12 protein-coding genes and 1 riboswitch are annotated in these 11,741 nt (G+C 74.0%); of the genes, 3 read left to right on the forward strand and 9 right to left on the reverse strand.

What is annotated here, in order from left to right; all coding sequences use genetic code 11:
- Positions 1-31: 31 nt before the first annotated feature.
- The 4 genes from ABD230_RS05530 to rsmI all read right to left on the reverse strand — a co-directional run bounded on the left by ABD230_RS05530 (position 32) and on the right by rsmI (position 4,695).
- Complete coding sequence (locus ABD230_RS05530; protein WP_344370042.1) at positions 32-934, reverse strand: TatD family hydrolase; 903 nt, start codon at positions 932-934, stop codon at positions 32-34.
- Positions 931-2,493, reverse strand: coding sequence for a methionine--tRNA ligase (gene metG / locus ABD230_RS05535; RefSeq protein WP_344370044.1), 1,563 nt, complete (start codon positions 2,491-2,493; stop codon positions 931-933). The genes ABD230_RS05530 and metG overlap by 4 nt, the downstream gene beginning before the upstream one ends.
- 75 nt (positions 2,494-2,568) lie before the next feature.
- Positions 2,569-3,684 carry an NADP-dependent oxidoreductase gene (locus tag ABD230_RS05540; RefSeq protein WP_344370046.1) on the reverse strand — a complete coding sequence of 372 codons (1,116 nt, stop codon included), beginning with the start codon at positions 3,682-3,684 and terminating at the stop codon, positions 2,569-2,571.
- Positions 3,685-3,867: 183 nt separating this feature from the next.
- Positions 3,868-4,695 carry a 16S rRNA (cytidine(1402)-2'-O)-methyltransferase gene (rsmI, locus tag ABD230_RS05545; protein WP_344370048.1) on the reverse strand — a complete coding sequence of 276 codons (828 nt, stop codon included), beginning with the start codon at positions 4,693-4,695 and terminating at the stop codon, positions 3,868-3,870.
- Positions 4,696-4,747: 52 nt separating this feature from the next.
- On the opposite strand from rsmI, the gene ABD230_RS05550 reads away from it, so the two are divergent.
- Both ABD230_RS05550 and ABD230_RS05555 read left to right on the forward strand, forming a co-directional pair.
- The gene (locus ABD230_RS05550) at positions 4,748-6,487 is read left to right on the forward strand and encodes a dolichyl-phosphate-mannose--protein mannosyltransferase (RefSeq protein ID WP_344370050.1); all 1,740 of its coding nucleotides are present in this window, start codon (positions 4,748-4,750) and stop codon (positions 6,485-6,487) included.
- Between the two features lie 53 nt (positions 6,488-6,540).
- On the forward strand, positions 6,541-7,509 hold the full coding sequence (locus ABD230_RS05555) for a YeiH family protein (RefSeq protein ID WP_344370126.1): 969 nt from the start codon (positions 6,541-6,543) through the stop codon (positions 7,507-7,509).
- On the opposite strand, the gene ABD230_RS05560 is transcribed toward ABD230_RS05555, so the two are convergent.
- From ABD230_RS05560 to ABD230_RS05580, 5 genes are all read right to left on the reverse strand, one after another.
- Positions 7,485-8,480: an NAD(P)-dependent alcohol dehydrogenase gene (locus ABD230_RS05560; protein WP_344370052.1), complete on the reverse strand. Its 996-nt coding sequence runs from the start codon at positions 8,478-8,480 to the stop codon at positions 7,485-7,487. The two genes, ABD230_RS05555 and ABD230_RS05560, sit on opposite strands and share 25 nt — an antisense overlap.
- The gene (locus ABD230_RS05565; protein ID WP_344370054.1) at positions 8,480-9,478 is read right to left on the reverse strand and encodes an NAD(P)-dependent alcohol dehydrogenase; all 999 of its coding nucleotides are present in this window, start codon (positions 9,476-9,478) and stop codon (positions 8,480-8,482) included. Before ABD230_RS05565 ends, ABD230_RS05560 begins: the two co-directional genes overlap by 1 nt.
- Positions 9,475-9,708 carry a helix-turn-helix transcriptional regulator gene (locus ABD230_RS05570; protein ID WP_344370055.1) on the reverse strand — a complete coding sequence of 78 codons (234 nt, stop codon included), beginning with the start codon at positions 9,706-9,708 and terminating at the stop codon, positions 9,475-9,477. The genes ABD230_RS05565 and ABD230_RS05570 overlap by 4 nt, the downstream gene beginning before the upstream one ends.
- Positions 9,702-10,133, reverse strand: coding sequence for a hypothetical protein (locus ABD230_RS05575; protein WP_344370057.1), 432 nt, complete (start codon positions 10,131-10,133; stop codon positions 9,702-9,704). Before ABD230_RS05575 ends, ABD230_RS05570 begins: the two co-directional genes overlap by 7 nt.
- Positions 10,134-10,454: 321 nt before the next feature.
- Positions 10,455-10,781 carry a DMT family transporter gene (locus ABD230_RS05580; RefSeq protein WP_344370058.1) on the reverse strand — a complete coding sequence of 109 codons (327 nt, stop codon included), beginning with the start codon at positions 10,779-10,781 and terminating at the stop codon, positions 10,455-10,457.
- Between the two features lie 11 nt (positions 10,782-10,792).
- Positions 10,793-10,857, reverse strand: a riboswitch (guanidine-III (ykkC-III) riboswitch).
- A gap of 69 nt (positions 10,858-10,926) precedes the next feature.
- Here ABD230_RS05580 and ABD230_RS05585 point away from each other — a divergent pair.
- A complete protein-coding gene (locus tag ABD230_RS05585) occupies positions 10,927-11,730 on the forward strand; it encodes an alpha/beta fold hydrolase (protein WP_344370059.1) in 804 nt (267 codons plus the stop codon).
- Positions 11,731-11,741 lie beyond the last annotated feature (11 nt).

Genomic DNA, 11,741 nt, shown 5'->3' on the forward strand with positions numbered 1-11,741 from the left:
CGGATGCCGCGGGCGGCTGCGGCACGCCGTGTCACGCCGAACCCGCCTCGAGGCCGTCCGCCCACGAGCCGTAGGCCCGGACGGTGTTCGACGCCACGTCGGCGCACAGTTCGTCGAGGTCGGCGCCGAGCACCTCGGCCATGAACCGCATGGTGTGCGGCACGAGGTACGGGGCGTTCGGGCGGCCGCGCAGCGGCACCGGCGTGAGGTACGGCGCGTCGGTCTCGACGAGGATCCGGTCGCGCGGCACGGCCCGCAGCGCCTCCCGCAGGGTCTCGGCGTTCTTGAACGTCACGTTGCCCGCGAACGAGCAGTACCAGCCGGCGTCGCCCGCGAGCCGCGCGAGGTCCTCGCCGCCCGAGAAGCAGTGGAAGATCGTCGTCTCGGGCGCGCCGACGCGGCGGAGGGTGGCCACGACGTCGTCGTGCGCGTCGCGATCGTGGATCTGCAGGGCGACGCCGTGCCGCTTGGCGATGTCGATGTGCGCCTCGAACGAGCGGAACTGCGCGTCGCGGCCGTCGTCGCCGGTGCGGTAGAAGTCGAGCCCGGTCTCGCCGACGGCGCGCACGCGCGGCTGCGCCGCGAGCTCGTCGATGACCGCGATCGCCGCGTCGAGCTCGCCGCGGGCGTCGAGTTCGGGCGCCTCGTTGGGGTGCAGCGCGACCGCGGCCAGCAGGCGCGGCTCGCGTGCGGCGATCTCGGCGGACCAGCGACTCGTCGCGACATCCGTGCCGACCTGGACGGCACCGGCGATGCCGACGGATGCCGCGCGCTCGAGGTGCTCGTGGGCGCTCAGCGGGAGCGCCCCGTCGGCGATCTCGAGGTGCGTGTGGTTGTCGTACACGGGGACCGCGAGCGGCTCGGGCGGCGGCGGGTACTCGACGGCGCGGCCGCCGTCGGATCGGGTGCGCAGGTGGTCGGCGCCCGCCGTCACTCGGTGGCCTCCACGCGGGGGAACAGCGGCTCGAGCTTGGTGACCCGCTCCCCGAGCTCCCACTCGTGGGCGCGGTCGATGCGCTGCGCGTCGACCGTACCGGGCGCACCGAGCGCGGTCCACAGCTTCGCGGTCGCCTTCGGCAGCACCGGCGACAACAGCACCGCGAGGGTGCCGACGCCGTGGTACGCCGTCGCGAGCACCGCCTCGAGGCGGTCGCGCTTCGCGTCGTCCTTCGCCAGCGCCCACGGCTCCTGCTCGGTGAGGTAGCCGTTCAGCGCGTCGACGAGTCGCCACGCGGCGGCGATGGCCTCGTGGACCTGCAGCCGCTCGATCGCCTGCCACGCGGCATCCGTCACCTCGGCCTCGAGCGCGGCGATGGCGTCGTCGGCCTCCGTGCGGCCCGAGGCGCCCTCGGGCACCTCGCCGTCGCAGTAGCGGCCGATCATCGCGACGACGCGCGAGGCGAGGTTGCCGAAGCCGTTCGCGAGCTCGGCCTGGTAGCGCGCCGCGAGGTCCTCCCACGAGAACGAGCCGTCCTGGCCGAACGAGATCGCGGAGAGGAAGTAGTAGCGGAACGCGTCGGAGCCGAACGTCTCGGTGATCTGCGACGGCGCGATGCCGGTGAGCTTCGACTTCGACATCTTCTCGCCGCCGACGAGCAGCCAGCCGTGGCCGAACACGCCGCTCGGCACGTCGAGGCCCGCGGCCATGAGCATCGCCGGCCAGATCACCGCGTGGAAGCGCAGGATGTCCTTGCCGACCAGGTGCCGCGCAGGCCAGCGGCGCGCGAACTGCTCGTCGTCCTCGCCGTAGCCGACGGCGGTGATGTAGTTGAGGAGCGCGTCGAACCAGACGTAGACGACGTGCGTCTCGTCCCAGGGGACCTTCACGCCCCAGTCGAAGGTCGACCGCGAGATCGACAGGTCGGCGAGGCCCTGCCGCACGAAGCTGACGACCTCGTTGCGCGCCGACTCGGGCTGCACGAAGTCGGGACGGGTCTCGTAGAGCTCGAGCAGCCGGTCGGCGAACGCCGACATGCGGAAGAAGTAGTTCTTCTCGTGCAGCAGTTCGACCGGCTTGGAGTGGATGGCGCAGACGAGCTGCCCCTCGTACTCGCCGGTGCCCTCCACGAGCTCGGACTGCTGCTTGTACTCCTCGCAGCCGACGCAGTAGTAGCCCTCGTACTCGCCCGTGTAGATCCAGCCCTCGTCGAAGAGGTGCTGGAGGAACTTCTGGACGTTGCGCTCGTGCCGCTCCTCGGTCGTGCGGATGAAGTCGTCGTTCGCGATGTCGACGGTGTCGAGCAGCGGCTTCCACGCCTCGTCGACGAGCTTGTCGGCCCACTCCTTCGGGGTGACGCCGTTCGCGGTCGCGGTGCGGAGGATCTTCTGGCCGTGCTCGTCGGTGCCGGTGAGCATCCAGGTGTCGCGACCCGCCTGCCGGTTCCAGCGTGCGAGCACGTCGGCGGCGACCTCCGTGTAGGCGTGCCCGATGTGAGGCACGTCGTTGACGTAGAAGATCGGGGTCGTGATGTAGAACGAGGAGGCGTCGGCCATGCGGTCAATCCTACGGGCGCGCACGCGCGCGTAACGCCGGGGCGGATGCCGCGGGCCGGCGCCCCTCTGCGGCGGTCAGGCGACGTCGGGGCGGTGCTCCGATCCGGCGTCGTCCCGGTCGTGGTGGGCCTGCGCGCGGTGCCGCCGTGCCCGGCCGTCGGCGAGCACCGGCGGGATCTGCTCCTCGACGGCGAGCCGCTCGTGGGGCGTCGGCACGCCGATCGTGAGGTCCTGCTCGCGCAGGCCCTTCGCACCGCGCACCTTCTGGCCGGGGTACTCGACGAGCCTCATGCCGATGACGATCTTGCCGGCCGAATCGCGCTGGTCGAGCTGCCGGTAGGCGTCGGCGACCTCGGCGAGAGGGAAGACGTCGGCGATGGGCAGGCGCACCTGGCGGTCGGCGATGAGCTGGGCGATGCGGCCGAGCCCGATGGTGTCGCCCGCGTACAGCTTCACCGCCCCGTGGTCCTCGACCGCGGCCCAGTCCGTCGTCGTGAAGACGCGCGACGCCGGCACCCCGAGCGCGACCGCCTGCTCGGCCTGTCCGCCGAGGAAGTCGAGGAAGGCGGTCACCGGTCGGTCCGCGATCGCGCGGACCCGATCGGCGAGGTCGGGGCCGTACTCGAGCGGGACGATGCCGAACTGGCGCACGAAGTCGAAGCGCACCTCGGCCGTGACGCCGATGACCTCGGCGCCGCGTGCGTGCGCGAGCTGGGCGGCGAGGCAGCCGATGCCGCCGGCGGCGGCGGTGACGACGACGAGGTCGCCGGAACCGAGGTTGAGGCCGTCGACGGCGCCGAGCGCGGTGGTGCCGGCGACGTACAGCGAGCCGGCGACCTCCCAGGACACCGAGATGGGCTTCCTGATGAGCTGCGCCTCCGGCACGACGAGGGACGTGGCCTGGGCGCCTCGCTCGACGTAGCCCATGACCTCGTCGCCGCGGTGGAAGCGGGTCACGCCGTCGCCGACCGCGTCGACGACGCCGGCGAACTCGCGGCCCTGGCCCGACGGGAACTCGACCGGCCAGTGGTCGGTGTGGTCGCCGCGGCGCACCGCGGTCTCGACGGGCGAGATGCCGCTGGCGAAGACCTCGACGAGGACCTCACCGGGCCCGGGTGCGGGGTCGTCGACCTCGATCACCTCGAGCACTTCCGGCCCGCCGAACGATCCGAACACCACTGCCCTTGCCATCGTCCCCACCCCCGCGTGGTCCTGTTCCCTCATGGTGCGCCCGGCGAATGGGAGCCGGATGGGAGCCGCCTGTGACTTCGGTGCATGCGAACGCATGGACTCGACGCGGCCCTCGCGGCGGGCGTCGACGGGGCCTCGCGGCGGGCGTCGACGGGCGCGCGTGGACGGGTGCGCGACGCGTGGCTAGCGCTCGGCCCTGGCAGCGAGCGCGGCCTCGTAGAGGTCGCGCTTCGACAGGCCCGTCTCGGCGGCCACGAGCGACGCGGCGTCCTTCAGTCGGGTGCCGGATGCCGCGAGCCCCACGACCCGCGCGACCGCCTCGTCGGCGTCCGCCACCGGACCCTCCGGCGCGCCGCCGACGACCACGCAGATCTCCCCGCGCACGCCGCCCTCGGCCCACTCGGCGAGGTCGGCGAGCGACCCGCGGCGGACCTCCTCGTGCAGCTTCGTCAGCTCGCGGCACACGGCCGCCGGACGGTCGGCGCCGAACGCCTCGGCGAGCGCGGCGAGGCTCGCGGCGAGCCGCGACGGCGCCTCGAAGAACACGAGCGTGCGGCGGTCGCCGGCGAGCTCGGCGAGGCGGCGCGACCGCTCCCCCGACTTGCGGGGCAGGAAGCCCTCGAACGCGAACCGGTCGGTGGGCAGGCCGGAGACGGCGAGCGCCGTGACGACCGCGCTCGGGCCGGGGATCGCCGTGACGTCGACGCCCGCCGCGACGGCGGCCTGGACGAGCGGGAAGCCCGGATCGGAGACGGTCGGCATGCCGGCGTCGCTGAGCACGAGCACGTCGCCGTCGGTCGCGAGTTCGACGAGGTCGGCGGCCCGCGCGCGCTCGTTGTGCTCGTGCAGCGCGATCAGGCGTGGACGGTTCGCGATGCCGAGCGCCGCGAGCAGGCGCTGCGTCACGCGCGTGTCCTCGGAGGCCACGACGTCGGCGTCCTCGAGCGCCTGGCGGAGCCGGGTCGACGCGTCGCCGAGGTTGCCGATGGGCGTGGCGGCGAGGATGATCACCGGTCCAGTCTGGCGCACGGGCGCCGCGATCGGCGCGGTTACAGTGGAGCGCATGGGTCTCCACGGGGTCGGCGCGAGCGCGCGCGACGAGCATCCGGAGGCCGACGACGACGAGCAGACACCGGGCGCGGGTCGCCCGGACGCGGCATCCGCGCCGACCGCGATCGCCGTCGACACCGCGTCCGTCGCGACCGCCCCTGCCGCCTCCGCCCCCGCGCATGCCCGCGGGCCCGTCGGCACGCGCCTCGACACGTGGTGGACGGGCCTGCTCTCGACGCCGCGCCGCCGTGCGCTGTGGACGTGGGGCGGCCCGATCGCGGTGACGCTCCTCGCCGCGGTGCTGCGGTTCTGGAACCTCGGCCACCCGCAGGCGATCGTGTTCGATGAGACCTACTACGTGAAGGACGCGTGGACGCTCCTCGCCAACGGCTACGAATCGGCCTGGCCCGAGGGCGCCGACCAGGACTTCGCCCGCGGCGACACCGACGTCTTCAGCGACGACCCGTCGTACGTCGTCCACCCTCCGCTCGGCAAGTGGATGATCGGGCTCGGCATGGCGCTCTTCGGCGCCGACAGCGCGTTCTGGTGGCGCGCCTCGACGGCGCTCGCGGGCACCGTGGCGGTGTTCCTGATGACCCTCGCGGGTCGCCGCCTGTTCCGCTCGACGCTCGTCGCGGTCATCGCCGGGCTCCTCCTCGCGATCGACGGCAACGCGATCGTGATGAGCCGCGTCGCGCTCCTCGACAACTGGGTCATGCTGTTCTGCCTGCTCGGCTTCTGGTTCGTGCTGCTCGATCGCGACGGGACCGAGTCCCGCCTGCGGGCGCGGATCGAGGCGGTGCGCTCCGGCGGCGGGCACCCGCACTGGGGGCCGGTCATCTGGACCCGGCCCTGGCTGGTCGCCGCGGGCGTCGCGTTCGGTGCGGCGACGGCGGTGAAGTGGTCCGGGCTGTACTTCGTCGCGGCGTTCGGCATCTACCTCGTCCTCGTCGACGCCATGGCGCGACGGCGCGCGGGCCTGCCGTTCTGGATCGAGGGCGCGCTCTTCAGGCAGGCCCCGGCGACGTTCGTGCTGCTCGTGCCGGTCGCGTTCGTCGTCTACCTCGCGTCGTGGACCGGCTGGCTCGTCACCGACGGCGGCTACTACCGGAACTGGGCCGACGAGGCGGGCAACGCGGCGACCGGGTTCTGGTCATGGGTGCCGTTGCCGCTGCAGAGCCTGTGGCACTACCACCAGGCGGCGTACGGCTACCACGTGGGGGTGCACTCGCCGCACCCGTGGCAGGCGAACCCGCTGACCTGGCCGATCGCGTGGCGGCCGACCAACATGTACTTCGCGTCGACCGACGACGGCTCCGGCGGGTGCGGTCAGGCCGAGTGCTGGTCGTCGATCATGGGCATCCCGAACCCCATCATCTGGTGGGCGGCGACGCTCGCGACCGCGTACCTCGTCTACCGGTTCGCGCGGTACCGCGAGTGGACCTCGGGCGCGATCCTGGTGGGCGTCGCCGCGGGCTACCTGCCGTGGCTGATGTACCTCGGCCGCACGGTGTTCCAGTTCTACACGATCGCCTACGAGCCGTTCGTGCTGCTCGCGCTCGCGGCTGTGCTCGGCATCGTGCTCGGCCACCCGGGCGACGCACGATGGCGACGACAGCAGGGCATCGCGAGCGTCGCCGTCTTCCTCGGCGTCGCGATCGCCGTGTCGGTCTTCTTCTACCCGCTCTGGTCGGCGATGCCGGTCACGCCCGAGTTCCGCCAGCTGCACTTCTGGCTGCCGAGGTGGGGGTGACCTGGCCGAACGCCGCCCGCCGAGGCGACGCCCGGCGCCGGTGGGGCGCGCGGATGCCTGGGCTCGGCGTCGCCGCAGCCGCCGCGGCGCTCGCGTGGCTCGTGCACCTGGGCGCGCCCGCGCTGCCGCTCCTGACGGTCGCGGTCGCCGCCGGGATCGTGGTGGGGCAGGTGCTGGGACTGCGCCCCGCGCTCGACGGCCCGCTGCGCCCCGGCCTCGCGTTCTCGGCGCGCACGCTCCTGCGTGCCGGCATCGTCCTGCTGGGGCTGAAGCTCAGCCTCGGCGACATCGCGGGGCTCGGCTGGATCACGATCCTCACGACCGTGGCGGTCGTCGTGCTGACCTTCGGCGGCACGCTGCTGCTCGGCCGCGCCATGCGACTGCCGGGCCACGAGCCGCTGCTCATCGCGAGCGGCTTCGCGATCTGCGGCGCCTCGGCGATCGGCGCGATGGCGGCGACGGTCCGGGCGCGCGAGGACGAGCAGGCCCGCCCGGTGGCGCTCGTCACGCTCTGCGGAACGCTCGCGATCGCCGTGCTGCCCGCGCTGTGGCATCCGCTGGGCCTCTCGTCCGGCCAGTTCGGCCATTGGGTGGGGGCGGGCGTGCACGACGTGGGCCAGGTCGTCGCGACGGCGCAGATCGCCGGGGCGTCGGCACTCGCCGTGGCGGTCGTCGTGAAGCTCACGCGCGTGCTGCTGCTGGCCCCGATGGTCGCGATCACCGCGGGCGTCGAGCGCCGACGGGCGGTGGATGCCTCCGGCCCGCGCCCCGCGATCGTTCCGCTGTTCATCGTGGGGTTCCTCGTCGCGGTGCTCGTGCGCACGTTCCTGCCGGTGCCCGAGGCCGTGCTGACGGCCGCCGACCTGGTGCAGACGACGCTGCTCGCGATGGCGCTGTTCGCGCTCGGCGCGTCGATCCGCGTCGCGGCGCTGCTGCACACGGGCTGGCGTGCGCTCGTGACCGGGTTCGCGTCGTGGGTGCTCGTCGCGGCGCTCGCCTACGGCGCGGTGCTGCTGGGCTGAGCGGCGCCGACGCGGATCGCGACCTTGCCGCGCACCTCCCCGGAGGCGAGTCGGGCCACGGCGTCCGGCGCACGGTCGAACGGCACGACCTCGTCGACCACGGGCCGCAGCCGTCCGTCCTCGGCGAGGGCCCGGAGCTCCTCGAGGTCGTCGCCGCTGTGCCGGGCCGCGAGGGGCTTCAGCCGGCGTCGGGTGAACGGCGATCGGAGGGTCGCCGCAGCCATCCGCGGCAGCGGCCCGAGCACCCGCGAGCCGGTTCCCGCCGAGAGCACGAGCGTGCCCCGCGGCGCGAGGATCCCGATGAGCGCGGTGAGGGACTGCGCGGCGACGAGGTCGATGATGACGTCGTAGATGTGGCCGCCCCGCGTCGGATCGTCGGTGCGGTGGTCGATGACCCGGATGGCTCCGGCCGCGCGCACGTGATCGGCCTTCGCCGCGCTCGCGACCCCGGTGACCTGCGCGCCGAGCGCCGTCGCGAGCTGCACGGCGTACGTGCCGACGCCGCCGGAGGCGCCGATGACGAGCACGCGGTCGCCCGGACCGACGCGGCCGAGGCGGAGGGCCTGCAGCGCGGTCGTCGCCGACACCGGGATCACCGCGGCGTGGACGTCGTCGAGGTTCGCGGGCGCGCGCCGCGCGTACGCGGCCGCGACGACCGCGGTCTCGGCGAAGCCGCCCTGGTCGCACTCGGCGTAGACGCGGTCGCCGACGGCGAGCGTGGTCACGCCCTCGCCGACGGCGCTGACGACGCCGGCGACGTCGCGCCCGACGACGGGGCGCCTCGGGCGCTTCAGGCCGAACGCCGCGCGGATGAGCAGCGGCTCGCCGCGCATGATCCACACGTCGCCGGCGTGCACGCCGGCCGCCGACACCGCGATCGCGACCTCGCCGCGCCCGGGCGAGGGCTCGGGGACATCGGCGACCGCGAGGACCTCGGCGCCGCCGTAGCCGTTCTGGACGAGCGCGCGCATCAGGCCTCCTGGTACTCGGGCGCGGGCGTGACGACGACGGTTCCGGCCTTGTGCCCGGTGTCGACGAGGCGGTGGGCGCCGGCGACGTCGTCGAGCGGGAGGACGCGTTCGACGAGCGGCGCGAACTCCCCCGCGGCGGCGAGCGCGGCGAGGTGCTCCAGGTCGGGGCGCTTCGCCTCGGCCGAGCGGAGGCCCGTGAACCGCACGATCGCGCGCCGGCGGCCGAGCCGCGTGGTCAGCTGCTGGGCGAGGATCGTCCACGACGGCACGGTGGTGAGGTACCGCCCGTCGGGCGCGAGCACGGCCCGGGCCCGCCGGTACGTCGCCTTGCCGACCGCGTCGAACACCACGTCGAACGGGGCGCCCGGGGCGCCCGCTCGCATCGGGTCCTCGCGCGTGTAGTCGACGACGCGCGCCGCGCCGAGGCCGGCCACGAGGTCGACGTGCGCCGGCCCGCACACCGCGGTGACCTCGGCGCCCAGGTGCGCGGCCAACTGCACCGCGGCCGAGCCCACCGCGCCCGACGCGCCGTTCACGAGCACCCGGCTGCCCCGGCCGACGCGCCCCGCGTCGCGGAGGAACGGCAGCGCGGTCATCGCGCCGTCGCAGATCGCGACGGCGGCCTCGACGGAGACGTCGTCGGGCAGCGGCACGATCGCGCCGTCCTCTCCGACGACCACCGCCTCGGCGTGCGCGCCGCCCTCGGCGCCCGTGGCACCGAACACGCGGTCGCCGGCGGCGAAGTGCGTGACGCCGGGGCCGACGGCGTCGACCACGCCGGCGAAGTCGGATCCGAGCACGGGGTTGCGCGGGCGCCGGAGGCCGAAGGCGAGCCGCGCGAACCACGGCGAACCCGACCGTCCCGCGGCATCCGCTGCCCCGACCGACGCGGCCTGCACCCGCACGCGGACCTCTCCGGGACCGGGCTCCGGTCGCTCCCGCTCCTCGACCCCGACGACCTCGGGGGCACCGTACCGGTGATACGCGGCGATCCTCATGACGCCGACACCTCCTCATGGGGGTACTGGAAGACGTCGTCGAGCGGTACCCCGAACACCCGAGCGATCTGGAAGGCCATCTCGAGCGAGGGCGAGTAGCGGCCCTGCTCGATGGCGATGACGGTCTGGCGGGTGACCCCGAGCCGCTCCGCGAGCTCGGCCTGGGTCATCTCGCCGTGGCGGAACCGGAGGGCGCGGATGTCGTTGGTGACCCGCGTCGGCTTCACCATGCCGGCACCCCCCGGCGGTACATCACGAGCTTCGCGATGCTCGCGAGGATGCTCGCGAGCACGAAGCCGAGGTAGATCACGTTCGCGATCCAGAACCAGTGCACCTGCAGCATCGCGAGGATGAGCGCGCCGACGCCGCCGGCGATGATGAGCGAGTTGCCCACCTGCTCGCCCGCGCGATCGATCTGCTTGTCGCGCACGTCGGCGCGATGGCTCTCGCTCGGCGAGGCGATCTCGAGCACGATGCGCCCGACGATGCCGGCGACGATCGCGCCGCCGATGGTCCACAGCATCGGGATCGCGTAGTCGACCTCGTCGACGGGCGTGCCGGCGGCGAGCTGGGCGAGCACGAGCCAGAGGTAGACCCCGTAGACCACGACCGTGACCACGAGGAACGACCACGTGCCCTTCTCCTCGTACGACATCCGCTCCCTCTTCCTGGCGATGTGAAGAATGTTTGACATGGACAGTGTCAACGATTCTCGACACAATGTCAAGCATTCTTTACACGGCGGATGCCGCGGCCGCGCGGCAGTCAGCACACGCTGGCCGATCGCGCGTCGGGTGGATGCCATCCGCACCGCTCGGCGCCGGCAACGGTGCAGATGGCATCCATTCGCTGCGCTGCGGCCCGCGAGGGTCTGGCGAGCGGCGGTCGACGGACTCGACGGGCGAGGCTCGGCATACCCTCGGCGCGACGACGCGCGGCCGGCGGCGGTCGGCGGCGGTCGGCGGCGGGCGGCGGCCTAGTGGTCGGCGCCGCCGACGAGCTTCAGGCCGACGACGCAGCCGACGAGCCCCGCGATGAGCGCGAGCCGCGCCCACGAGACCTCCGTCTCCCCGGTGACCATGGCCCAGATCACCGTGAGGGCCGCGCCGATGCCGACCCAGACCGCGTACGCGGTGCCGACGGGGATGCCGCGCATGGCCCATGCGAGGCCGCCCATCGACACCACGAGGGCGACGCCGAACACGACCGACGGCCAGAGCTTCGTGAAGCCCTCCGACTTGCCGAGGGCGGTGGCCCAGACGGCTTCGAGCACACCGGAGACGATGAGGACGATCCACGACATGACGGCACTCCTTCGGCCAGTCTTGTCGCGTTCCGGGTACTGGGTTCCCTCGTCCGGGGCCGCCGCGCGGCGACCTGTCCGAAGGCTAGCAACGCCGCCTGATCAGGCCCTGTGCAGGCGCGCGCCCGCGTCGTACGCTGGCGGCATGGCGCGCATCCGCGTGAACGGCGTCGACCTCCACGTCGAGGAGCGCGGCGCGGGAGCGCCGATCCTCGGGATCCACGGCACGCCGAGTTCCGCCGCGCTCTGGGCCGATGCCGCGGAGCGCCTCGCCGGGCACGGGCGGTGCCTCACCTACGACCGGCGCGGGTTCGTCCGCAGCACCGGCGCCGAAGCGGATGCCGCGACGAGCCTCGACGACCACGTCGCCGACGCCGCGGCGCTGCTCGAGCAGGTCGGCGCGATGCCGGCGGCGGTCGTCGGCCGCAGCACGGGCGGCCTCATCGCGCTCGAGCTGGCGCGGCGGCATCCCGAGGCCGTCTCGGCGCTCGTCCTCCTGGAGCCCGCGCTCTTCACGATCGACGCCGCCACTCGGGCCTGGGCCGCGGACGCGCGCGACCGGATCGCCGCCGCGGCGGCCGTCGACCCCGACCGGGCCGCCGAGGCCGTGTTCCGCGTGGCGCTCGGCGACGACGCGTGGACCGGCCTGCCCGCCGGGGCCCGCGACGCGTTCGCGGCCGCGAGCGGGGGCGTGCTCGCCGAACTCGCGGGCGACGGGCTCGACCTCTCCGCGCATCCGCGGCGCTACGTCGCCGGGGAACTCGACGCGGTGCGATCGCCGACGCTCGTCGTCGTGGCGGACGCGTCGCCCGAACCGCTCCATCGGGCCGCGGAGTGGATCACCGACCGCCTGGTGGATGCGCGTCGGTCCGACGTGGCCGGCGGTCACCTGATCGACCCGGCCGATCCCGTGGTCCTTGCGTTCCTCGACGCGCACGCCGCGGCCTAGCCCCCTGGGGG

The sequence above is a fragment of the Agromyces tropicus genome (genome assembly GCF_039531345.1).
GTDB lineage: Bacteria > Actinomycetota > Actinomycetes > Actinomycetales > Microbacteriaceae > Agromyces > Agromyces tropicus.